Here is a 23504-nt window from a genome sequence, read left to right on the forward strand (position 1 = left end):
CTGCTGCCGGCGCGGATATCCTGGCGGCCGGCAGCCCCCGCGACCCGGTGGGCGTGCCCCACCCCCGCCGTCTGCACCCCCTAAGGACTCGCGATGACCGTGGCATACCTGGTGGCCGGTGTCCGCACCCCGATCGGCCGGTACGCGGGCGCGCTGGCCGGCGTCCGCCCCGACGACCTGGCCGCGCACGTGATCCGTGAACTGGTCGCCCGTCACCCGTCGGTGGACTGGGCGCAGGTCGACGACGTCGTGCTCGGCTGCGCCAACCAGGCCGGCGAGGACAACCGCAACGTGGCCCGGATGGCGGCGCTGCTGGCCGGCCTGCCCGAGGAGGTGCCGGGCGGCACCGTCAACCGGCTCTGCGGCTCGGGGCTGGACGCGCTCGCCACCGCCGCCCGATCCATCGTCGCCGGGGACGCCGAGTTGGTGATCGCCGGCGGGGTGGAGAGCATGAGCCGGGCGCCGTTCGTCATGCCGAAGGCGACGTCGGCGTACTCCCGGTCGGCCGAGGTGTACGACACCACGCTGGGCTGGCGGTTGGTCAACCCGTTGATGCGTGACGGCTGGGGGGTCGACTCGATGCCGGAGACGGCGGAGAACGTGGCCGCCGAGTACGGCGTCAGCCGGGCCGAGCAGGACGCCTTCGCGTACCGCTCGCAGCAGCGCGCGGCCAAGGCGCAGGCCGACGGCCGCTTCGCCGAGGAGATCGTGGGGGTGTCCGTGCCGGCCGGTCGTCGGGAGACCCGGCTGGTCGATGTCGACGAGCACCCCCGGGAGACCTCGCTGGAGAAGCTCGCCGCGTTGCCCACCCCGTTCCGCGACGGTGGCACGGTCACCGCCGGCAACTCCTCGGGCGTCAACGACGGCGCGGTCGCGCTGCTGGTGGCCAGCGAGGCGGCGGTCTCCCGGTACGGCCTGACCCCGCTGGCCCGCATCGTCGGCGCCGCGGTGGCCGGTGTGCCGCCGCGGATCATGGGGATCGGGCCGGTGCCGGCCACCCACAAGCTGCTCGACCGCGTCGGCGTCGGCTTGGACGCGGTGGACGTGGTGGAGCTGAACGAGGCGTTCGCCGCGCAGTCCGTGGCGGTGCTGCGTGAACTGGGGCTGCCGGTGGACGCCGAGCACGTCAACCCCAACGGTGGGGCCATCGCGCTGGGGCATCCGCTCGGTGCCAGCGGGGCACGGCTGGCGCTGACCGCCGCCCTGGAGCTGCGCCGTCGCGGCGGCCGACGGGCGCTGGCCACCATGTGCATCGGCGTTGGTCAAGGCATCTCGCTGTTGCTGGAGTCAGCCGCCTAGAGTGGTCCACACCACACGACCCGCGGGTCGGCCGGCGCTCGCGCGTGCCCGTGGCACGCCCGTCCGCCGGTGCCGTCCCGCGCCGCGGCGATGAACTGGGGAGCACACTGATGCCGGACGGACTGCCGACCGAGATCGATCTGACCAGGCCGAGCGCGGCCCGGGTGTATGACTACTTTCTGGGTGGGGCGCACAACTTCGAGATCGACCGGCAGTTGGCCGAACAGATCGCCAGCATGACCCCGAATCTCGCCGCCACCATGCGGTCCGGTCGGGAGTTCCTCCGCCGGGCCGTCCGGGTGCTGCTCGACGCCGGCATCGACCAGTTTCTCGACATCGGCTCCGGGATCCCCACGGTGGGCAACGTGCACGAGGTGGCGCAGGGAGTGAACCCCAAGGCCCGCGTGGTGTACGTCGACATCGACCCGGTGGCCGTCGCGCACAGCCGGGAACTGCTCGCCGGCAACGAGCTGACCGGGGTGATCCACGCCGACCTGCGGGAGCCGGAGCGGATCCTCGCCGAGACCCGACAGCTCGGGCTGATCGACTTCAGCCGACCGGTGGGCATCCTGCTGGCCGGGGTGGTGCACTTCATCCCGGACACCGACCGCCCCGAGGCGATCCTGGCCACCCTGCGGGAGGTCGCCGCACCGGGCAGCTTCCTGGTCATCTCGCACTCCACCTTCGAGGACCAGCCGCAGGAGATGCTGGACGCCCAGCGGCTCTCCGCCCGTACCGCCACCGAGATCACCCTGCGCTCCCGCGCACAGGTCACCGGTTTCTTCGGCGACTGGACCGTCCTGGAACCGGGTGTCGTGCACATGCCGCTCTGGCGTCCCGACTCACCGTCCGACGTGGACGAGCACCCGGAGCGGTTCGGCGCCTTCGGAGGCGTCGCCCGGTACGACCAGCCCGCCGGCTGATCCCGTGGCCGCCGTCCCGGACCCCGCCGGGGTCGCTGCCGGCCGGGACCCCGCTCGGGCCGATGCCGGCCGGGACCCCGCTCGGGTCGATGCCGGCCGGGCCGGTGCCGCAGGGTACGCCGCCGACTGGGCCCGCGCGGTGCGCCGTCTCGGTTTCGTGCCACTGAGCCTGGCCGAGACCGAGCGGCTGCTGCTGGCGCACACGGTCCGGTTGGCCCAGGCGATACGGGCGGAGCCGTTCAGCGTCGGCCCCGCCGAGGAGGTCGGGCGGGCCCTGGTGGAGGCGCACCTCACCGAGCCGCAGGCGCTGGAGTGGACGCTGCACGCGCTCGGTGCGACCTTCGGGCGGCGGGTTCTCGGCGACGGTGACCGGCCGGCCGACCTCGCCGACCGGATCGCCGCGATGCAGGGCGGCCTGGCCGCGGGGTTCGCCCGCGCGCTGCGCGACCGCACCTTCAGCCAGCAGGAGCGCATCGCCCGGTCGGCCTGGCAGGCGCGCGACGACGTGGAGCAGGCGCTGCGCGCGAGTGAGGCGCGGTTCCGGGCGGTGTTCACCGGAGCCGCGATCGGGATCGGCATCGCCGGCGTGGACGGCCGGATCATCGACGTCAACCAGGCGTTCGCCGACATGCTCGGCTACTCGATCGAGGAGTTGCGCGAGATCAACGTGGCGGCGCTGTTCCACGCCGACGACGCCGCCGGGATGTGGGAGCTCTACCAGGAGCTGATCGAGGGCAAGCACGACGCGGTCCGGGTGGAGAAGCGCTACTACCGCAAGGACGGCAGCGTGGTCTGGACGGATCTGGCCGTCTCGCTGATCCGACACGAGGGACGGCCGCGATTCACCGTCGCGATGATGGAGGACATCACCGAGCGGTACCAACTCCAGCAGCGCCTGCGTTTCCAGGCGCTGCACGACCCGCTGACCGGGCTGCCCAACCGGACGTTGTTCTTCGAGACGTTGGGACGGGTGCTGGACACCGCGGGTGTCGGGCAGCGGGTCGGGGTGTGCTTCCTCGACCTGGACGGCTTCAAGGCGATCAACGACAGTCTCGGCCACGACCTCGGTGACCGGCTGCTGGTGATGATCGGCCGGAGGCTGGCCGAGTGCGTGGCCGACCACGGCCACCTGGTTGCCCGGATGGGGGGCGACGAGTTCGTGATCCTCGTCGCGGGGGGCGACGACGCCGACGACCCGGTCGCCGTCGCTGAGTCCGCGCTGGCCGCCGTCGCGGCCCCGGTCCACGTCGGTGAGCACCAGTTGGCCGTCTCGGCCAGTGTGGGCATCGTGCAGTGCCCCGCCTCGGAAACCACCGCGTCGGAGCTGATGAAGGCCGCCGACACCACGCTCTACTGGGCCAAGGCGGCGGGCCGGGGCCGGTGGGCGGTCTACGACCCCGAACGCGGCGCCCGGGACATCGCCCGGTCGGCGCTGGTCGCCGGGTTGCCCGCCGCGCTCGACCGGGGCGAGTTCGTGTTGCACTACCAGCCGATCGTGTCGCTGCTGGAGGGCACCATGCTCGCGGTGGAGGCACTGGTCCGTTGGGAGCATCCGGAGCTGGGCCTGATCGGGCCGGACCGGTTCATCGGGCTGGCCGAGGAAACCGGCCTGATCGTCCGGCTCGGCGAGTGGGTGCTGCGGCGGGCCTGCGCGGACGCCGAGCGATGGTGGCGGGAGTTCCCGGACGCCCGGCTGGTGGTCAGCGTCAACCTCGCCGCGCGGCAGGCCGACGAACCGGCCATCGTGGACACTGTGGCCGACGCGTTGCGGACCAGTGGGCTCCCCGCGGAGCTGCTCCAGCTGGAGTTGACCGAGAGCGCCGTGATGGGCAACGCCGGCGAGCCGCTGCGCAGCCTGCACCGGCTCGCCGCGCTCGGCGTCCGGCTGGCAGTGGACGACTTCGGCACCGGTTACTCCAACCTGGCGTACCTGCGCCGCTTGCCGATCCACTGCCTGAAGCTCGCCGGCCCGTTCGTCGAGGGCATCCGCGCGGACGGGACCGACGAGGCCGCCGACCACCGCGACGAACGGATCGTCGACGCGTTGGTCCGGTTGGCGCACGCCCTGGAGCTGTGGGTCACGGCCGAGGCGGTGGAGACCGGCGTGCAGGCGGAACGGCTGCGGGCGCTGCGCTGCGACACCGGGCAGGGCCGTTTCTTCGGTGCCCCGGCCCCGGCCGATGCGATCACCGCCCGACTGCGCGGCGACGGAGCCCTGCCGTGAGTCGGGGACTGTTGCGGTCCGGGCGGTGGCGACGGAGGGTGGCGGCGTGGACCTGACGGACTCGCAGACGGTGGTGACCGTGGTGGCCGGGCTGGCCATCCTGGCCGGGCTGGCCGGGGTGGTGGTGCCCGGTCTGCCGGCGCTTCCGCTGTGCTGGGGTGGCGTGCTGGTCTGGGCCGTGTTCGGCGGCGCCGGCCTGGCTGGCTGGGCGGTGTTCGCCGCCGCCACACTGGTCGCCGCGACCGGCGCCGTGATCAAGTACGCGTGGCCTGGCCGCAACCTGAAGCGCACCGGTGTGCCGACGTCCACGCTGCTCGCCGGCGGGGTGCTCGGCATCGTCGGGTTCTTCGTGGTGCCGTTCGTGGGGTTGGTGCTCGGCTTCGTGGCGGGGGTGTGGGCGGCGGAACGGTTGCGGCTGGGCAGCAACCAGCTCGCCTGGCCGTCCACCGTGCAGGCCCTCAAGGCCGCCGGTCTGTCGATCCTCGTGGAGTTCCTGGCCGGCATGATCATCGCGGCCCTCTGGGTGACCGGCCTCCTCCTGACCTGACCCACACCCCTGCTCCGTTGATCGCGAGGGGAAAGGGGGGAAGGGGGCGCGGGGCACTTTTCGGGTACGGCGGGACGCCGTACGTGAGAGAGAGGCGTGCCCCGCGCCACCGGTGTCGGGCGGTCCGAGCGCCCGGGGTGGGGCCCTGATCGGGCCTGGTCACCGGTCCAGGATGCGGGCCGGGGTGGCCGGACGGCAACGCAATTAGCCCGCCGGGAGTGAGATTCCCACCGACGACGTATTGACCATCTTGATCGGCCAGGTCGACACTTTGCCCACTCGCACGCGGAACCACCTCAGGGAGGTGTGCAGTGGCCACGACGCCCGTGCCGACCGCCGAGCAACCGATGGACGACGACGCCCGACGGCTCGCTGAACTCGGCTACAAACAGGAACTACGCCGCAAGTGGAGTGGCTTCTCCAACTTCGCCATCTCCTTCTCGATCATCTCGATCCTGGCCGGTTGCTTCACCACCTTCGGTCAGGCGTGGAACAACGGCGGGCCGGTCGCCATCTCCTGGGGCTGGCCGCTGATCTCGCTGTTCATCCTGATCATCGGCTTCTGCATGGCGGAGCTGGTGTCGGCGTACCCGACAGCGGGCGGGATCTACTGGTGGGCGGCCACCATGGGTCGCCCTGTGCACGGCTGGTTCACCGGCTGGTTGAACCTGATCGGTCTGGTGGCGGTGACCGCCTCGGTCGACTACGGCTGCGCGACGTTCCTCAACCTCACCCTGTCGGCGCTCTTCGACGGCTGGGCGGGGACGCTGCGGCAGGCGTTCATGCTCTTCGTGATCATCCTGGTGCTGCACGGGCTGATCAACATCTTCGGGCACCGGATCATCGACGTACTTCAGAACGTCTCGGTCTGGTGGCACGTGGCCGGCGCGGCCGTCGTGGTGGCCATCCTGGTCTTCGTTCCCGACAACCACCAGAGCTTCCAGTTCGTGTTCACCGAGCGGTTCAACAACTCCGGCTTCGGCGACGGCGACATCGGCGGGCTGACGTTCTGGTTCTACGTGCTGCCGCTGGGCTTTCTGCTCACCCAGTACACGATCACCGGCTTCGACGCCTGCGCGCACGTCTCCGAGGAGACCCGGGGAGCCTCGCAGGCCGCCGCCCGTGGCCTCTGGCAGTCGATCTTCTACTCGGCGGTCGGTGGCTGGATCCTGCTGCTGGCATTCCTCTTCGCGGCCACCGACGTCGAGGCGGTCAACGCCGCGGGCGGGTTCTCCGGTGCCATCTTCGAGTCCGCGCTGACCCCGGTCTTCTTCAAGATCGTCATCATCATCTCCACCATCGGCCAGTTCTTCTGCGGCATGAGCTGTGTGACCTCGATGAGCCGCATGGCGTACGCGTTCAGTCGGGACCGGGCGGTGCCCGGATGGCGGCTCTGGTCGACCGTCGACCGCAACGGCACCCCGGTCAACGCCATCATCGGCGCCACCGTGGCCGGTCTGGTGCTGACCCTGCCGGCTCTCTACGAGAGCTCCGCCGGCATCCCGATCGCCTTCTACGCGGTGGTCTCCGTCGCGGTGCTCGGGCTCTACCTGTCGTTCCTCATCCCGATCGCGCTGCGGCTGCGGATGGGCGACCGATTCGTCCCCGGGCCGTGGACGCTCGGCCGCAGGTACAAACTGCTCGGCTGGATCGCGGTCATCGAGATCGCGATCATCGCCGTCTACTTCGTGCTGCCGATCGTGCCCGCCGGCGTACCTGGCAACGACGCGTTCACCTGGTCGGCGGTGAACTACGCGCCGTTGGCCGTGGGTGGGGTGCTGCTGGTCGTCGCCGTCTGGTGGTACGCCTCGGCCCGCAAGTGGTTCACCGGGCCGGTTCGTACCGTCGAGCAACCCACGCCGGCGGCCGACCCGACGCCGGCCGACGGCCCGGCCTGACCAGCGCCCGGCGGGACGGGCGGTGCGGCCGTCCCGCCGGGTTTGCCGCCCGTGCCGCCGGGGGCATTGACGGTGATCCGGTTTGCCAGTAGACCTTGGTGATGGAGGCCCGCGAATGAGGAAAGCACCGCTCACGCTGGAACAACTGCGGGTCGCCGTCGCCGAGGGTGAGATCGACACCGTGGTGCTGGCCCTCGTCGACATGCAGGGTCGCCTCCAGGGCAAACGGTTCCACGCGCCGTTCTTCCTCGATCAGGTCGCCGAGCACGGCAGCGAGGGGTGCAACTACCTGCTCGCCGTCGACGTGGACATGAACACCGTCGACGGGTACGCGATGTCGAGCTGGGAACGCGGCTACGGCGACTTCGCGATGGTGCCCGACTTCGCCACCCTGCGCCGCATGCCCTGGCAGCCCGGCTCCGCCCTGCTGCTGGCCGACCTCACCTGGCTGGACGGCTCGGGTGACGTGGTCGCCTCGCCCCGGCAGATCCTGCGCCGGCAACTGGACCGGCTGGCCGAGCGTGGGCTGACCGCGTACGCCGGCACCGAGCTGGAGTTCGTGCTGTTCCGCGACTCGTACGAGGACGCCTGGCGGCGCGGCTACCGCGACCTCACCCCGGCCAACCAGTACAACGTGGACTACTCGCTGCTCGGCACCGCCCGGGTGGAGCCGCTGCTGCGCCGCATCCGCACGGAGATGGCCGGCGCCGGGCTCACCCCGGAGAGCGCCAAGGGTGAGTGCAACCTCGGCCAGCACGAGATCGCCTTCCGGTACGACGAGGCGGTGGCCTGCGCCGACCACCACGTCATCTACAAGAACGGCGCTAAGGAGATCGCCGCCCAGGAGGGCATGGCGATCACCTTCATGGCCAAGCCGAACGAGCGGGAGGGCAACTCCTGCCACATCCACTTCTCGCTGCGGGACTCGTCGGGCTCGTCGGCGATGCTCGGTGACGGGCCGGCGCACCTGAGCGGGACCGGGCAGCGGGTGCTCGCCGGGCTGTTGGCCACCATGCGGGAGTTCAGCCTCCTCTTCGCCCCGAACATCAACTCCTACAAGCGCTACCAGCCGGGCTCGTTCGCCCCGACCGCGCTGCGTTGGGGTGTCGACAACCGCACCTGCGCGTTGCGGGTGGTCGGGCACGGGCAGGGCATGCGGGTGGAGAACCGGGTGCCCGGTGCCGACGTCAACCCGTACCTGGCGATCGCCGGGCTGGTCGCCGGCGCGCTGCACGGCATCGACGGTGAGTTGGAGTTGGGGCAGGAGTGCACCGGCAACGCGTACGACGACCCGGAGGCCGAGCGCGTCCCCACCACGTTGCGCGACGCCCTGGCCCTGTGGGAGGAGTCCGAGGTGGCCCGGGAAGCGTTCGGCGACGAGGTGGTGGCCCACTACGCCAACCAGGCGAGGGTCGAGTTGGCGGCCTTCGACGCCGCGGTGACGGACTGGGAGCTGACCCGTGGCTTCGAACGCCTGTAGCCCGCCTCCTTCGGCGGGGAAAGGGGGGTCGGGCTTGTGACGCTCGTGGTTGACCCGTCCAGCGGGGTGGGGTTTCGGGAGGTGGTAGGGGCCTCGGTGGGGGACGTCGACGCGGCGATCTCCCGGGCGGCTGCCGCCTTCGAGACCTGGCGGGGCGTCGCGCCGGGGGATCGGGCGCGGTTGCTGCGGCGGTTCGCCGCCGTCGTCGACGCGCACCTGGAGGAGTTGGCCGCGCTGGAGGTCCGCAACTCCGGGCACACCATCGGCAACGCGCGGTGGGAGGCCGGCAACGTCCGGGACGTGCTCGACTACTACGCCGGAGCCCCGGAGCGGCTGACCGGACGGCAGATCCCCGTGCCCGGCGGGCTGGACGTCACCTTCCACGAGCCTCTCGGCGTGGTCGGCGTGATCGTGCCCTGGAATTTCCCCATGCCGATCGCCGCCTGGGGGTTCGTCCCGGCGCTCGCCGCCGGCAACACGGTGGTGCTCAAGCCGGCCGAACTGACCCCGCTCACCGCCCTGCGGCTGGCCGAGTTGGCCCGCGAGGCGGGCCTGCCCGAGGACGTGTTCACCGTGATCCCGGGCGAGGGAGCGGTGGTAGGGGAGCGGTTCGTCAGCCACCCGGCGGTCCGCAAGATCTGCTTCACCGGCTCCACCGACGTCGGCACCCGGATCATGGCGGGCTGCGCCGCCCAGGTGAAGCGACTCACCCTGGAACTGGGCGGTAAGAGCGCGAACATCGTGTTCGCCGACGCCGACCTGGAACGCGCCGCCGCGACCGCGCCGGGCGCGGTCTTCGACAACGCCGGCCAGGACTGCTGCGCACGGTCGCGGATCCTGGTCCAACGTCCGGTGTACGACCGGTTCCTGGAACTGCTCGAACCAGCGGTACGCGCGGTGCGCGTCGAGGACCCGTCCCGCGACACCGCCGAGATGGGCCCGCTGATCTCCGCCGCCCAGCGGGACCGGGTTGCCGGATACCTCACCGGCGCGACCGTCGCCTTCACCGGCTCCTGCCCCGACGGCAGCGGTTTCTGGCACGCGCCCACGGTGCTGCTGGCCGACTCGCCAGCCGACCGGCACTGGCGGGAGGAGATCTTCGGACCGGTGGTCTCGGTGCTGCCGTTCGACGACGAGGCGGACGCGATCCGGCTCGCCAACGACACCGAGTACGGCCTGTCCGGCTCGATCTGGACCCGGGACGTCGGTCGGGCCCTGCGCCTGGCCCGTGCCGTCGACTCGGGCAACCTCAGCGTCAACTCGCATTCCTCGGTGCGCTACTGGACCCCGTTCGGCGGGATGAAGCGGTCCGGGCTCGGCCGTGAGCTGGGCCCGGACGCGCTGCACTCCTTCACCGACGTCAAGAACGTCTTCATCGCGACAGAGGAGTGAGGCCAGTGCAGGGTCGGTTGCAGGACCGGGTGGCAGTGGTCACCGGAGCGGGCAGCGGCATCGGGTTGGCCACCGTGCGGCGGTTCGCCGCCGAGGGGGCCCGGGTGGTCTGCGTGGACATCGACGCGGACGCCGGCGCGAAGGCCGCGCAGGAGTGCGGCGGCGAGTTCGTGGCCACCGACGTGGCTGACGAGTCGGCGGTACGCGACCTGTTCGACGGGGTGGCCGACCGGCACGGCCGGGTGGACATCGCGTTCAACAACGCCGGCATCTCACCGCCGGACGACGACTCCATCCTGGACACCGGCCTGGACGCCTGGGAGCGGGTGCTGCGGGTCAACACCACGAGCGTCTACCTGTGCTGCAAGTACGCCATTCCGCACATGCGGCGGCAGGGCAAGGGTTCGATCATCAACACCGCGTCGTTCGTGGCGTTGATGGGCGCGGCGACGTCGCAGATCGCGTACACCGCCAGCAAGGGTGGGGTGCTGGCGATGACCCGGGAACTGGGTGTGCAGTTCGCCCGGGAGGGCATCCGGGTGAACGCGCTCTGCCCCGGCCCGGTCGCCACCCCGTTGCTGCTGGAGCTCTTCGCCGCCGACCCGGAACGGGCCGCCCGCCGACTGGTGCACGTGCCGATGGGCCGCTTCGGGCAACCGGAGGAGATCGCCGCCGCGGTGGCGTTCCTGGCCAGTGACGACGCCTCGTTCATGACCGCCGCGCAGTTCGTGGTCGACGGTGGCATCACCGGCGCCTACGTGACGCCCCTGTGAGGAGTGCGAGGAGTGAGCCGGGTTTGCGAGCCCCGCAGTCGCGAACGGTGCTGGCTCGGTGAGTGCGAGGAGTGAGCCGGGTTTGCGAGCCCCGCAGTCGCGAACGGTGCTGGCTCGGTGAGTGCGAGGAGTGAGCCGGGTTTGCGAGCCCCGCAGTCGCGAACGGTGCTTGTTCAGCGGCGGCCGCTGATCGGGGTCAGCGCGTACGTCGAGCCGGCCGACTGGGCTGTCTGGCGGGGTGTGCGGGCGGTGCTGGTGCCGGAGGCGTACACCCGGGCGGTCACGGCCGCTGGTGGCCGGGCGGTGGTGCTGCCGCCCGACGACGTGGACGCGGACGTGGTGGGTGTCCTGGACGGGTTGTTGCTGGCCGGTGGCGCGGACGTCGGCCCGGGGCGGTACGGCCAGCCGACCGATCCACGTACCGAGGACCGGCCGGACCGGGACGCCGGCGAACTGACGGTGTTGGCCGCCGCGCTCGCCGCCGGGCTGCCGGTGCTGGGCGTGTGCCGGGGGATGCAGTTGCTCGCGGTCGCGTACGGTGGCGCCCTGCACCAGCACCTGCCCGACGTGGTGGGTCATGAGGCGCACCGCCCGGCGCCCGGCGTGTACGGGGCGCACCCGGTGCGGTTCGCGCCGGGGAGCCTGGCCGCGTCGGTGCTGGCGGGGGTCGACCAGGTCAACTCGTACCACCACCAGGCGGTGGCCGATCCGGGCCGGCTCACGGTGACCGGTTGGGCGGGGGACGGGGTGGTCGAGGCGGTGGAGGATCCGGCCCGGCCGTTCGTGCTCGGGGTGCAGTGGCATCCGGAGAACGAGCGGGATCCCCGTCCGATCACGGCGTTGGTGCGGGCGGCTGACCAGCGGGTGTGACGGAGATCGCCCCCGCTGGTCGATGGCCCGGATGGGAGGATCGACGGATGGGCAAGGTCTACCCGGAGATCGACGGTCGTCTGCGTGAGTTCATCGCGGCCCAGCCGCTCTTCTTCGTGGCCACCGCGCCGTCCGGTGCCGAGGGGCACGTCAACGTGTCGCCGAAGGGCATGCGGGGGACGTTCGTGATCCTCGGCCCGCACCGGGTGGCCTACCTCGACTATCACGGCAGCGGCGCGGAGACCATCGCCCACCTGCGGGACAACGGCCGGATCACACTGATGTTCTGTGCCTTCGACGGCCCGCCGAAGATCGTCCGGTTGCACGGTCGGGGCAGCAGCGTCACGGTGACCGAGGACGGGTTCGCCGACCGGCTCGCCGAGTTTCCGGCACCGCCGGACGTGCACGCCGTGCGGGCTGTCATCAGTGTCGAGGTGCAGCGGGTCAGTGACTCCTGTGGGTACGCGGTGCCACTGATGGACTTCCGGGCCGAACGTGATCTGTTGCTCACCTCACACTCCCGCCGCAGCGCCGACGACCTGGTGGTCTACCGGGCCACCAGGAACGCGGCGAGCATCGACGGCCTACCGGTCTTCTGACCCGTCGGCGCACCGGGATCACCGCCGTTCGACGCCATGGTCGTGCGTACTGTCCGGTGCCCGACGGTTCAGGCGTAGCTAACCAGCGTCCTGCGCTCGTGATGCGTTACGTTGCCGGTCCGCTTGGGTACAAGTCGGAGCACGGCGGGTGAAGATCAACGGTCGAGGGGTACGGCCGGAGCGGGAGGCTTCATGAGCTCGGCCCAGGGGGGCGCGGACATCGGGCATCCCGACGTGTCCGGTCACGAGATTTCCCCGATGCTGGCTGCCGCCTTCTCGGCCGGTGGCGAGATGGGCGACCGGTTGGCCCGCTTCGACTGGTCCTCCGGCCCGCTGGGTGAGCCCGGTCAGTGGCCCCCGGCGCTCACCACCGCGGTCGGGATGATGCTCGCCTCCAGTTCCCCGATCGTGATGTTCTGGGGCGACGAGCAGTTGGCCTTTTACAACGACGCGTACCGGCCGACCATCGGCGCCAAGCATCCGGACGTGATCGGCCAGCCGGCCCGCGCGTACTGGTCGGAGACGTGGGCGGTGCTCGGTCCGCTGCTTGACGGGGTACGGCGCACCGGGCGCTCCTACCGGGGCGAGGACCATCCCTTTCTGCTGGACCGGCACGGTTTCGTCGAGCAGACGTACTTCAACGTCTCGTACGACCCGATCCGGGGGGACGACGGTTCGGTCAGTGGCGTCTACTGCATCGTCAGCGAGACCACGGGGCGGGTGCTCGGTGAGCGCCGGCTACGGGCGCTCTCCGAACTGGGTGCCGAGCTGAGCGACATCGGCAGCGCCGCGGAGCTGGGCCGGACGGCTGTCGGGGTGCTCGGCCGGCACCGGGCCGACCTGCCGTTCGCCCTGATCTACCTGGCCGACGACAACGGCCAGCTCACCCCTGCCGGTTGCACCGGTACCATCCCGCCCGCCGCTGATGTCAGCCACCTGCTGACCCGGTTGATCGCCGATGGTTTGCCCGCCACCGTCGAGGTGGCCGGTCTGCTCGACGCGTCGCCGGTCGACGCCGCCGATGAGGCCCTCGTGCTGCCGCTCACGGCGACCAACCAGACGGTCGGCGCGCTGATCGTCGGTGTGGCCCGCCAGCTGCCGCTCAGCGACGACTACCGCGACTTCCTCGGCCTGGTCGCCGCTCAGATCTCCAAGGCGCTCGGCACCCAGCGGGCGTACGAGGAGGAGCGGGCCCGGGCCGCCGAGCTGGCCGCGCTGGACCGGGCGAAGACCAACTTCTTCGCCAACGTCAGCCATGAGTTCCGCACCCCACTGACCCTGGTGCTCGGCCCACTGGAGGACATGCTGGCCGACCCGGAGCTGCCCGCTGCCGAGACCGACCGGCTCACCATGATGCACCGCAACGCGCTGCGCCTGCTCAAGCTGGTCAACACCGTGCTGGACTTCTCCCGGCTGGAGTCGGGTCGGCTCGCCGCCCGCTACCAGCCCACCGATCTCGCCGGTTACACCGCCCGGCTGGCCAGCACCTTCCGCTCGGCCACCGACCGGGCCGGTTTGCGATTGGTGGTGGACTGTCCGCCGCTGCCCACCGCGGTCTTCGTCGACCGGGACATGTGGGAGAAGATCGTTCTCAACCTGGTGTCGAACGCTGTCAAGTTCACCTTCGACGGCGAGATCCGGGTGCGGATCCGAGCCGTGCAGGGCGCGGCCCGGCTGGAGGTGACCGACACCGGCATCGGCATCGTGCCGGAGGAGCTGCCGTACGTCTTCGAACGGTTCCACCGGGTGCCAGGGGTGCGGGCACGCACCCACGAAGGCACCGGCATCGGCCTCGCGCTGGTTCGGGAACTGGTCGAGATGCACGGCGGTGAGGTCGGACTGACCAGTCAGGTCGACGTGGGCAGCACCTTCACGGTGACTGTTCCGTTCGGCTCGGCGCACCTGCCTGCGGAGCGGGTGGTGGCGTTCGACCCGCTGCCCGTCGGCGAGCCCGAGCAGGCCCGACTCTTCGTGGCGGAGACCGCGCTGTGGGCCGGTGTCGCGCCGGCACCCGAGGTCGATCGCCGGCCGGCGACGGCCCCGCCGGCCGGCCGGATCCTGGTCGTCGACGACAACGCCGACCTGCAGGAGCACGTCAGCCGGCTGCTCTCCCCGACCTGGGAGGTGGTCACCGCGAACGACGGGCTCGACGCCCTGCCGATGGCCCGCGAGGGCGGGTTCGACCTGGTGCTCACCGACGTGATGATGCCCCGGCTGGACGGGTTCGGGCTGGTGAGCGCGTTGCGCGCGGACCCGCGTACCCGGCATGTGCCGATCGTGCTGCTCTCCGCCCGCGCCGGCTCCGCGGAGGCCGTCGCCGGCCTCGCCGTCGGCGCCGACGACTACCTCACCAAGCCGTTCTCCGCCCAGGAGCTGATCGCCCGGGTGCGGGCCAACGTGGAACTGGGCCAGTTGCGCGGGCAGATCATCCGCCGGCTCCGGGCGTTGGCCGACGCGGCGGTGGCGGTGAACACCGCCCGATCCACCGCCGACGTGCTCCAGGTCGCCGCCCGGCACGCGTTGAGCCTCGCCGAGGCCGCCCGGGTGGTGGTCACCGCCGCCGAGGCCCGCTTCGAGGCGGACGGCGGCGGCACCACCGCCGCCGACCCGTCCTTCGTGGCCGAGCTGACCGGCACCGCCGGTAGGAAGCTCGGTGAGCTGCAGGTCTGGCGGGCGGACGGCGATGAGGCGCAGGCCGACGACGCTGCGCTGACCCAGTTGGCCCGGCTCGTCGGGGTGCGACTGGAGAACGCCCAGCTCTACGAAGCCGAACACCGCATCGCCACCACCCTGCAGCACAGCCTGCTGCCCCGGTCGCTGCCCCAGTTGCCGGGCGCGGTGGTGGCCAGCCGCTACCTGCCCGGCAGCGCCGACGTCGAGGTCGGCGGCGACTGGTACGACGCGGTCGCGTTGAACGGCGAGGAACTGGTGCTGGTCATCGGGGACGTGGTCGGTAAGGGCGTCCCGGCCGCCGCGGCGATGGGCCAACTGCGCAACGCGCTGCGGGCGTACGTGCTGGAGGGCTTCGATCCGGGTGAGTCGCTGACCCGGCTCAACCGGCTGGTCGGCTCCACCGAGGGCCGGTCCTTCGCGACGGTGGTCTGCCTGATGTTCAACCCCCGCACCGGTCGGTTGCGGTACGCGAGCGCCGGTCACCCGTCCCCACTGCTGATCACCGGAGGCGACGTGGCGTTCCTGCACGACCGGGCGCTCGGTCCACCGGTCGGCGCCCTCCCCGGTGCCACGTACGAGTCGGCCGAGGCCGAGTTGCCCGCCGGCAGTCGACTCCTGCTCTACACCGACGGGCTGATCGAGGACCGTCAGCTCGGCATCGACGCCTCACTGGCCCAGCTCCGCGTCGACGCGGCCGCCCCGAGTGAGCACGTGGTGGACCTGATCGACGCGGTGGTCGAGCGGGTCACCGGGCGGCCGCGCCGTGACGACGTCGCCGTCCTCGCCCTGGAGGCGGCGGAGCTGAACCGCTTCGCGCTGCGGCTGCCGGCCGACCCGACCCGGCTCAGCGTGCTGCGCAAGCGGCTGGAGGACTTCCTGGTCGCGCACTCCGTCGGCGAGACCGACCTGTTCGACCTGACCGTCGCCGTGTCCGAGGCCGCCGCCAACGCCATCGAGCACCCGATCCACCCCGCCGAGGCCATGATCAGTGTGGAGGTGGCCATCGAGGGTCGGACGGTGACGGCCACCGTGCGCGACAGCGGGCAGTGGCGGGAGTCGACCGGCTCCGGCTTCCGGGGCCGCGGCCTGGCCCTGATCCGGGCGCTCGGCGACCTGTCGGTGCGGCGTACCGATGAGGGCACCGAGGTGACGCTGCGCCGGCAGTTGCAGGACTGACCGTGCGCCCGGCGGCGGCCGGGCAACAGTGGGCCGGCGGGGGACTGTGACGCCGGCCCTAGGCCGGGTCGAGCCAGCTCTGCTCGCCGAGGCCGGAGATCTCCAGCACGCGACGGACCTGCCGGGACGGACGAACGGTGAGCGCGCCCGGAACCTGCTGGGCGAGCCGGACCAGGGCGTGGATGGCGGCCGAGTCGAAGAAGGTGACGGCGCTCAGGTCGAGAGTGATCTTCCCGGCGGGCTCGCGCAGGGCTGTCTGGAGCATCGTGTCCGCGGTCGCCATGTCGACCTCACCGGCCACCACGACGTAAAGATGGCCGCCGTCGAGTTCGGCGCTGGCGGAGAAGACGGGCGGTGCTTCCCCTTGATCCACGCAGACACCTTGACACAGCCGTCCAGACAGGGCAACAACCTCCACCGGGCGGCCGTGGCGCGGCTCACCGCCGGTCCCGGCGATAGGCTTGCGGCATGACCGTCCGTCCGCCGCTGACACCAGGCACGCTCTCCCCGATGCGACCGGTGCCGTCCCAGATCGCCCGACCGGAGTACGTGGGCAAGACGAGCCCGCGACAGTGGCGTGGTTCGCACGTGCAGACGCCGGAGACCATCGAGAAGATGCGGGTCGCCAGCCGGCTCGCCGCCCAGGCCACTCAGCTCGCCGGCGAGCACTGCAAGCCCGGCGTGACCACCGACGAGATCGACAAGGTGGTGCACGAGTTCCTCTGCGACCACGGCGCGTACCCGTCGACGCTCGGCTACAAGGGCTTCCCGAAGTCCTGCTGCACCAGCCTCAACGAGGTCATCTGCCACGGCATCCCGGACTCCACGGTCCTGCAGGACGGCGACATCATCAACGTCGACGTGACCGCGTACATCGGTGGGGTGCACGGTGACACCGACGCCACCTTCTGCGTCGGCGAGGTCAGCGAAGAGGCCCGGCTGCTGGTCGAGCGGACCCACGAGGCGATGATGCGCGGCATCCGCGCGGTCGCCCCGGGCCGCCAGATCAACGTCGTGGGCCGGGTCATCGAGTCGTACGCCAAGCGGTTCGGCTACGGCGTGGTCCGCGACTTCACCGGCCACGGCATCGGCGAGGCGTTCCACAGCGGCCTCTACGTGCCGCATTACGACAGCCCGCGCCCCACGGACATCATGGAGCCGGGCATGACGTTCACCATCGAGCCCATGATCACCCTGGGCACCTACCAGTACGACATGTGGGACGACGGGTGGACCGTTGTCACCAAGGACCGGAAATGGACGGCACAGTTCGAGCACACCATCGTGGTGACCGACGACGGCCACGAGATCCTGACGTTGCCGTGAGCGCGAGGAACGCAGCGCAGCGGAGTCCCGCAGTCGCGATCGAAGGGCGGGCGCCGTGAGCGCGAGGAACGCAGCGCAGCGGAGTCCCGCAGTCGCGATCGAAGGGCAGACGCCGTGACTGACACCCCAGCGGCGCTGCGTGAGGCGCACCACGCGGACGTCTCCGGTGGCTGGCTGCGCCCGGCCGTCTTCGGCGCGATGGACGGCCTGGTCACCAACATCGCCCTGATCGCCGGCGTCGGCGGCGGCGGGGTGTCGCCCCGCAGCATCGTGCTCACCGGCACCGCCGGCCTGGTGGCCGGCGCGATCTCGATGGGGCTCGGCGAGTACACCAGCGTGCGCTCCGCCAACGAGCAGGTCGCCGCCGAGGTGGCGAAGGAGCGACGGGAACTGGAACGGCACCCCGAGGCGGAGGCCCGGGAGCTGGCCGACGCGTGGGTGGCCCGGGGTCTGCCCCGGGACCTCGCCACCCAGGTCGCCGAGGCGGTGCGGCGCGACCCGGAGGAGGCGCTGCGGGTGCACGTCCGCGAGGAGTTGGGCGTCGACCCCGACGACCAGCCCAGCCCGTGGGCCGCGGCGATCTCGTCGTTCCTGTTCTTCTCGATCGGCGCGCTGGTTCCGCTGTTGCCGTACCTGCTCGGTGCCACCGAACTCTGGCTGACCCTCGCGGTCGGCGGGCTGGGGTTGTTCGCCGCCGGTGCCGTGGTGGCCCGCTTCACCAACCGTCCGTGGTGGACCAGTGGGCTGCGCCAGCTGCTGCTGGGCGCCGCGGCGGCCGGCGCCACCTACCTGATCGGCGCACTGATCGGCGTATCGGGCGGGCTGTGACGCCCCTCAGGTGCTGAGCAGTTCGTCGATGGTGCCGTCGACGGCGCGACCACGGGCGGCCAGCTCCTCGGCCTGCCGGGCCAGCACCACACCCACCTCGGTCATGTCCGCGCCGGCTAGATCGGTGCGGCGCACCGCGTCCCCCGGGTCACGGAAGTAGGTGCGGGTCAGCAGGCCGGTCACCGTGGCCGCCGCCAACCGGGCCTCACCGAGCATCAGCAGAGCCTGGTCGGTCTCGTACCACTCGGCGAGCCGGGCCGCCCGGGAGTGCGCCGCGCTGCCCCTGTACCACGCCTGCCGGGCCGCGGCGCTGAACTCCGCCGGCCGGGCCCGGGCCAGCCGGCCCAGATGTTCGTCGCGCAGCGTCCGCAACCAACCCGTCGGATCGTGCAACGCCTGCGTGGTGACGTACCGGTCGGCGGTCAGCGGCCAGAGCGGGGTGAGCACCCGGGCCTGGGCCAGGTAGTCGTCGGCGGCGGCCACGGTCAGATCGACGAGCACCCCGTCCACCCGCCGGGTCGCCGGCGGCGGACCGGTCCCGGGTCGGTAGGTGACCACCAGCATGCCCGCCTCGCGGTCCCCACCGCCGTCGTCGTCACCGTGCGCCAGTGGCCCGTGTACCGCGATCGCGAGCACGTCGGCCGGGAACCGCCGCTGCACGGCCTCGGCGACCCGCTCCGCGACCGTCCACCGCCGGTCGTCGAGGCCCCGGTCGACACTGGCCTGTTCACTCACGGGTCCGCCTTTCGCTACCGAACGTCAGCCTAGTCAGCCGACGGCGGACCATCGGGCGCGCCGCGCCCGGTCGGGGCCAGCCGGAAGATGTGGATCTCCCGGCCGCCGGCCCGCTGCACGTACGTCCGGTACGCGGGCCACTCGGTGACCAGCAGTTCCCACAACCTGTCCCGTTCGGTGCCGGTCGCCCGCTCGGCCCGCACCGCGACCCGCCGGCCCTTCACGTCCACCTGGGCGGCGGGATCGGCGAGCAGGTTCATCGCCCAACCGGGGTGGTGCGTCTGCCCCCAGTTGGAGCCGATCACGACGTACGCGTCGCCGTCGGGCACGTAGACGAGCGGATTGCTGCGTGGCTTGCCGGAGCGGCGGCCGGTCGTGGTGATCACCAGGGACGGGATCAGGCCGAGCGCCACCACCCGGCCCCGGGTGAGGCGACCGACCACCCGATCGGCGGGGACCAACAGCCGTGCGGCCGCGCCGAACCAACGATGATGACCGAGCCGACGGGTGACTCTTCCCAGCACTGACACGCCGATCAGTCTGCCGGCTGCCCGGCCCCGGCGGCACCCCTGAGCGGTCCCCTTTCGGTCGCCGGTGGATCAGTCAGTCCAGCCGCCGTTCGATCGGCAGCCGGGCCCTGGTGAACAGGCCCGCCCCGAGCATCGCCACCACCGGCACCAGCACCAGGACCCCGAGCGTGGGCCACGGCACCAGAAAGGGGTACGGGTCGGGCACCGGCCAGTCGCCGGCGTACTGCCGGTTCACCGACACCAGCACGATCGCGGCGGTGCCGAGGCCGGCGACGATGCCGAGCACCGAACCGAGTCCGGCGATGACGCCGGCCTGGCAGATCGCCAGCAGTCGACGTACCGCCGGGGCCGCGCCGACGGCCGCGAGGGTGGTCAGCTCGGCGCGCCCCTCGGCGGCGGCGAGCGCGGTGGCGATCCCGGCGGCCCCCACCGTGATCAGCCCGGCCGCCGCCGCGAGCAGCAGCAGCAGCGGTGAGATGTCGCGCGGCGCGCCGCCGTACTCCACGGTCAGCGAGAACGTCCCGAAGGAACGCAGCGCGGCGGAGAACCGTGCCTGCTGTTCCTCGTCCGGAGGGGTCGTGGTGCCGACCACCCAGCCGGTCGGGGACCAGCCCATGTCGAGTTGTCGCGCCGCGGCGGTGGACAGCAGCAGGCGGGTGGAGCCCGCCGCCTCGGGCAGCGCGTACCCGGGCAGGTCGCGGACGATGGCCGGAGCGTCCGGTGTGGCTTCCGCGTTGAAGACGCGGACGGTCACCAGGCCGTCGTGCAGGTAGCGCGGGTCGGTCACCACCACCCCACCGGCGCGCAGCACCGCCGTGGCGGCGGCGGTCGTCGCCGGATCCGCGCCGGTGAGAAGTGGCAGCGCGAAGCCGTCGTCCACGCCGGGCTGGACGTAGCCGCCGTAGTAGTCCGCCTCGCGGGTCTGGCAGCGTGGGTCGGCCCGCGCCTGCTGGCGGTGCGCGGCGGGCAGACGGTCACCGGGCTGCCACGGACAGGCCCGGCTCGACGGGAGGACGGGCGCCACGTCGCAGTATCGGGCGCCCATGGGGTCGCAGTTGGGCGCGTACACGGTGGCGACCGCGTCGACCCCCAACTGGTCCCGGGCCGCGTCGGCGACCTGCGCCAGGGTGGGCTGGCCGTCCGGCCGGTTCGCGTACACCAGCATGTGACCGGTCGGCAGCGCCGGCCGGTAGGCGCGCGCGTCGCGGGCGCCGTCACTGGCCAGGTAACCGCCGAGCGCGACGCTGCTGGCGACGGCGGCCATCACGGCGCAGATGGCCGGTGCCGCGGCGGCCCGGTTGCGGCTGGCGTCGCGCAGCGCGATCCGTGGTGCCAGCGGCAGCACCCGGCCGAGGCGGGCCAGTACGCCGAGCAGCGTGGGAACGCAGCAGACCAGGCCCAACTCACCGAGGATCAGCCCGGTGAGGATCACCGCCGGGGAGGTGCGGGTGGCGCCGAACGCCGCCAGCCCTGCTCCACCGGCCACCAGTGTCAGCCCGAGCGTCAACCACGGGCCCTGGGACTTCGCCGGGGTGCGCCGGCCGGCGAGCCCGGCGCTGACGTCCTGCCGGGCGGCGGTCCAGGCGGGTGCCAGCGCGGCGAGCACCCCGGCCAGCACCGCGACCCCGGCGAGGAGCGCCAGCGCGGTCGGCCAGCAGCGGTAGCCGCCGAAGCGGGCGCTGAAGACGTACTGCTCCATGAGCGGGCGACCGGCGAATGCCGCGCCGACGCCGACCACCAGGCCGACGGCGGCCCCCAGCACGCCCAGCACCACACCGTCGGCCAGGACGACCCGGCGGAGCTGGGCCGCGTCCCCACCGGCCACCGCTACCAGCGCCAGATCCCGCCGCCGACGGCGGACGCCGACGGCGAAGGCCGGCCCGACCAGCAGGATGACCTCCAGCAGCCCGAGGCCGGCGATGAGGACCCCGGTGCTCAGATCGTTGGCGTCGCGCTGCCAGATCGACCCGAGCCACGTCCGGTCCGTAGCGATCGGTGAGCCGACCAGGTGTCGGGCGCTCACCACCACCCCCCGGTCGTTGAGTCGGGACACCAGCTCGTCGTCCACTGTGCCCGGCAGGTCGGCCAGCCAGACGCTGTCCGACTCCGGGCCGGTTGCCGGCACGGCCCCCGGGTGCAGCGCCACCACCGGCCCGAGGTCGTCGGGGAACTCGACCACCCCCACCACCGTGTACGCCCTGCTCCCGTCGGCGGTCGCCACGGCATGGCCGAGACGCAGGTCGAAGCGGCGCAGCGCCACCGGACTGACAGCTACCTCACCGGGCTGTTGCGGTGCCCGGCCGGCCCGGAACCGCACCAGACCGCGGGCCAACGGGTCGGTGAGGTCCAGCACCCGACCGTTCACCACCTCGTCACGGTGCGGGCCGCGCAGGGTCAGCGGGACGCGCGGACGCACCTCGGTCACCCGGCTGCCCGGTCCCAGCAGCGCGGTCATCTGGGCCGCCGTCACCTTCGAGGAGGGCTTGCCGTCGGTGGTGTACCAGCCCTCACCCCACTCGTCCTGCTCCACCGGGGCGTCGGCGATCCACTGCAGTTGGGCGTCGGCCACCCCGAGCCGGCGGTCGACGCGTTCCCGTGGGGTCAGCTCGGCCATGTCGTAGCTCGCCGCCAGGAAGGCCAGCGCCGCCACCGGCATGGCGATCATCGCGAGCACCAGGATGGTCCGCCGCCGGGACCGGCGTGACTCCCGCCGGGCGATCCGCAGCGCCGCCCGCCAGGAGCCGGTCAGTTCGGCGAAGCGCCGCCGGCCCACCGGGGCGGGCGGTGCGGCCGGCCGCGCTGTAGCGGTGTCGGCCCGTCCGGGGACCCGTGTCGGACGGCGGACGGTCACCGTTCGCTGCCGGACAGCAGCTGTTCGACACTGCCCAACGGTGCCGTCGTGTCGACCAGGACGCCGTCGCGGAGGAACACCACCCGGTCGGCCCAGCCGGCGTGCCGCGCCTCGTGGGTGACCAGCACGCCGGCGGCACCCGCGTCGATCCGGCGGCGCAGCAGGTGCAGCACCGCCTCACCGGTCTCGGAATCCAACGCCCCGGTGGGTTCGTCGGCGAGAACCAGCCGGCGTTCGCCCACCAGCGCGCGGGCGATCGCCACCCGCTGCTGCTGCCCGCCGGAGAGCTGGTCCGGGAAGCGGTCCCCCAACGCGGGCAGACCCACCTCGGTGAGCGCTGCCATGGCCAGGGCGCGGGCCCGCCGTCCGCTGGTCCCGTCGAGTTCCAACGGGAGCGCCACGTTCTCCACCGCGCTCAGACTGCCCAGCAGGTTGAGCTGCTGGAAGATGTAGCCGATCCGGCGGCGGCGCAGCTGGGCCAGCCCGCGGCGGTCCAGCGCCCCCAGCGGTTGCCCCTCGACCCGGACCTCGCCGCCGGTCGGACGGTCCAACCCGCCGGCGAGCGCCAGCAGGGTCGATTTTCCGGAGCCGGACGGCCCCATCACGGCGACCAGTTCGCCGGGCCGGACGACCAGGCTGACGCCGCGCAGCGCGTGCACCGCCGCCGGGCCGGTGCCGTGGGTGCGGTGGACGGCGCGGAGCTCCAGCACCGCGTCGTCCGCCCCGCTCACCGTCGTGCCTCCTCGCCGGCCCATCGAGCAGCGTCCCGCGCGTCGGCGTCACCGGGCGGGGGAGCGGGAGGTGCCGGTCCGCTGGGCTGGTGCCGGACCAGACTTGTCTCGCAGTGGTCCAGCCAGCGCACCTCGGCCTCGGCCTGGAACACCATCGAGTCCAGTACGAGGCGCCAGGGGAGGTCCTCCGGCCGGTTGCTGCCGTACTTCAACCGGGTCAACTCCTGCAGGGCCCGCATCGTCGCGCTGCGCTGGGCCTGCACCACCGAGCGGACGTCGACCCCGGGCGTGGTCAGCGCCAACGCCAGCTTGATCGCCAGCTCGTCGCGGGGCCGGTCGGTGCGGCTGATCGGGGTGGCGAACCACAGCGCCAGGTCCGCCCGGCCGGCGTCGGTGATCTCGTACGGGCGCTGCCCGGCCTCGCTCTCCGGCAGCGGGCGCACCAGACCGTCCCGCTCCAGCCGGGACAGCGTGGTGTAGACCTGCCCGATGTTCAGCGGCCAGGTCGAGCCGGTCGACTCCTCGAACGCGGCGCGCAGCTGGTAGCCGTACATCTGGCCGCGTTCGAGCAGGGCGAGCAACCCGTGACGGATGGACATGGCAACGGAGTATGCATACCTGGTATGCGTACTGCAACCGGAGCAGACCG

At 72.2% G+C, this 23504-nt stretch carries 19 protein-coding genes; 13 read left to right on the forward strand and 6 right to left on the reverse strand.

Annotation, left to right across the window (positions count from 1 at the left end):
- Positions 1-93: 93 nt before the first annotated feature.
- From pcaF to QSK15_RS08015, 11 genes are all read left to right on the forward strand, one after another.
- Positions 94-1299, forward strand: coding sequence for a 3-oxoadipyl-CoA thiolase (gene pcaF / locus QSK15_RS07965; protein ID WP_285793563.1), 1206 nt, complete (start codon positions 94-96; stop codon positions 1297-1299).
- 110 nt (positions 1300-1409) lie between these two features.
- A complete protein-coding gene (locus QSK15_RS07970) occupies positions 1410-2222 on the forward strand; it encodes an SAM-dependent methyltransferase (protein WP_285793564.1) in 813 nt (270 codons plus the stop codon).
- A gap of 4 nt (positions 2223-2226) precedes the next feature.
- A complete protein-coding gene (locus QSK15_RS07975) occupies positions 2227-4446 on the forward strand; it encodes a putative bifunctional diguanylate cyclase/phosphodiesterase (RefSeq protein WP_285793565.1) in 2220 nt (739 codons plus the stop codon).
- A 46-nt stretch (positions 4447-4492) separates the two neighbouring features.
- Positions 4493-4993, forward strand: coding sequence for a DUF456 domain-containing protein (locus QSK15_RS07980; RefSeq protein WP_285793566.1), 501 nt, complete (start codon positions 4493-4495; stop codon positions 4991-4993).
- Between the two features lie 311 nt (positions 4994-5304).
- Positions 5305-6891 (forward strand): amino acid permease, encoded by a 1587-nt coding sequence (locus QSK15_RS07985; RefSeq protein ID WP_285793567.1) that lies wholly within the window; start codon positions 5305-5307, stop codon positions 6889-6891.
- Between the two features lie 115 nt (positions 6892-7006).
- Positions 7007-8371 carry a glutamine synthetase family protein gene (locus QSK15_RS07990; RefSeq protein ID WP_285793568.1) on the forward strand — a complete coding sequence of 455 codons (1365 nt, stop codon included), beginning with the start codon at positions 7007-7009 and terminating at the stop codon, positions 8369-8371.
- Positions 8372-8407: 36 nt separating this feature from the next.
- Positions 8408-9763 carry an aldehyde dehydrogenase family protein gene (locus tag QSK15_RS07995; RefSeq protein WP_285793569.1) on the forward strand — a complete coding sequence of 452 codons (1356 nt, stop codon included), beginning with the start codon at positions 8408-8410 and terminating at the stop codon, positions 9761-9763.
- A 5-nt stretch (positions 9764-9768) separates the two neighbouring features.
- The gene (locus tag QSK15_RS08000; RefSeq protein WP_285793570.1) at positions 9769-10536 is read left to right on the forward strand and encodes a 3-oxoacyl-ACP reductase; all 768 of its coding nucleotides are present in this window, start codon (positions 9769-9771) and stop codon (positions 10534-10536) included.
- 165 nt (positions 10537-10701) lie between these two features.
- Positions 10702-11406, forward strand: a complete 705-nt coding sequence (locus tag QSK15_RS08005; RefSeq protein WP_285793571.1) for a gamma-glutamyl-gamma-aminobutyrate hydrolase family protein — start codon at positions 10702-10704, stop codon at positions 11404-11406.
- 47 nt (positions 11407-11453) lie between these two features.
- Positions 11454-12005: a pyridoxamine 5'-phosphate oxidase family protein gene (locus QSK15_RS08010; protein WP_285793572.1), complete on the forward strand. Its 552-nt coding sequence runs from the start codon at positions 11454-11456 to the stop codon at positions 12003-12005.
- A gap of 192 nt (positions 12006-12197) precedes the next feature.
- On the forward strand, positions 12198-15854 hold the full coding sequence (locus tag QSK15_RS08015; RefSeq protein WP_285793573.1) for a SpoIIE family protein phosphatase: 3657 nt from the start codon (positions 12198-12200) through the stop codon (positions 15852-15854).
- 58 nt (positions 15855-15912) lie between these two features.
- Here QSK15_RS08015 and QSK15_RS08020 read toward each other — a convergent pair whose 3' ends face one another.
- On the reverse strand, positions 15913-16227 hold the full coding sequence (locus QSK15_RS08020) for an STAS domain-containing protein (RefSeq protein ID WP_285793574.1): 315 nt from the start codon (positions 16225-16227) through the stop codon (positions 15913-15915).
- A 95-nt stretch (positions 16228-16322) separates the two neighbouring features.
- Between QSK15_RS08020 and map the strand changes: the two genes are divergently transcribed.
- Together map and QSK15_RS08030 are read left to right on the forward strand one after the other, a co-directional pair.
- Entirely contained in the window at positions 16323-17180 is an 858-nt protein-coding gene (gene map / locus QSK15_RS08025) for a type I methionyl aminopeptidase (protein ID WP_285793575.1), read from the forward strand.
- Between the two features lie 114 nt (positions 17181-17294).
- On the forward strand, positions 17295-18008 hold the full coding sequence (locus QSK15_RS08030; protein WP_285793576.1) for a VIT1/CCC1 transporter family protein: 714 nt from the start codon (positions 17295-17297) through the stop codon (positions 18006-18008).
- 6 nt (positions 18009-18014) lie between these two features.
- On the opposite strand, the gene QSK15_RS08035 is transcribed toward QSK15_RS08030, so the two are convergent.
- The 5 genes from QSK15_RS08035 to QSK15_RS08055 all read right to left on the reverse strand — a co-directional run bounded on the left by QSK15_RS08035 (position 18015) and on the right by QSK15_RS08055 (position 23454).
- Complete coding sequence (locus QSK15_RS08035; protein WP_285793577.1) at positions 18015-18743, reverse strand: nucleotidyltransferase domain-containing protein; 729 nt, start codon at positions 18741-18743, stop codon at positions 18015-18017.
- Between the two features lie 29 nt (positions 18744-18772).
- Entirely contained in the window at positions 18773-19273 is a 501-nt protein-coding gene (locus QSK15_RS08040) for a nitroreductase/quinone reductase family protein (protein WP_285793578.1), read from the reverse strand.
- Between the two features lie 73 nt (positions 19274-19346).
- A complete protein-coding gene (locus tag QSK15_RS08045) occupies positions 19347-22046 on the reverse strand; it encodes an FtsX-like permease family protein (protein ID WP_285793579.1) in 2700 nt (899 codons plus the stop codon).
- Between the two features lie 74 nt (positions 22047-22120).
- Positions 22121-22855, reverse strand: a complete 735-nt coding sequence (locus tag QSK15_RS08050; protein ID WP_502889512.1) for an ABC transporter ATP-binding protein — start codon at positions 22853-22855, stop codon at positions 22121-22123.
- Positions 22852-23454, reverse strand: a complete 603-nt coding sequence (locus QSK15_RS08055) for a PadR family transcriptional regulator (protein ID WP_030337611.1) — start codon at positions 23452-23454, stop codon at positions 22852-22854. Before QSK15_RS08055 ends, QSK15_RS08050 begins: the two co-directional genes overlap by 4 nt.
- Positions 23455-23504 lie beyond the last annotated feature (50 nt).

This window comes from Micromonospora sp. NBRC 107095 (genome assembly GCF_030269705.1).
Taxonomy (GTDB): domain Bacteria; phylum Actinomycetota; class Actinomycetes; order Mycobacteriales; family Micromonosporaceae; genus Micromonospora; species Micromonospora parva.

Bases quoted from the DNA above. Each gene is read 5' to 3' on its own strand.
- pcaF (WP_285793563.1), top strand. From the start codon at position 94: ATGACCGTGGCATACCTGGTGGCCGGTGTCCGCACCCCGATCGGCCGG.
- QSK15_RS07970 (WP_285793564.1), top strand. From the start codon at position 1,410: ATGCCGGACGGACTGCCGACCGAGATCGATCTGACCAGGCCGAGCGCG.
- QSK15_RS07990 (WP_285793568.1), top strand. From the start codon at position 7,007: ATGAGGAAAGCACCGCTCACGCTGGAACAACTGCGGGTCGCCGTCGCC.
- QSK15_RS08010 (WP_285793572.1), top strand. From the start codon at position 11,454: ATGGGCAAGGTCTACCCGGAGATCGACGGTCGTCTGCGTGAGTTCATC.
- QSK15_RS08015 (WP_285793573.1), top strand. From the start codon at position 12,198: ATGAGCTCGGCCCAGGGGGGCGCGGACATCGGGCATCCCGACGTGTCC.
- map (WP_285793575.1), top strand. From the start codon at position 16,323: ATGACCGTCCGTCCGCCGCTGACACCAGGCACGCTCTCCCCGATGCGA.
- QSK15_RS08055 (WP_030337611.1), bottom strand. From the start codon at position 23,454: ATGTCCATCCGTCACGGGTTGCTCGCCCTGCTCGAACGCGGCCAGATG.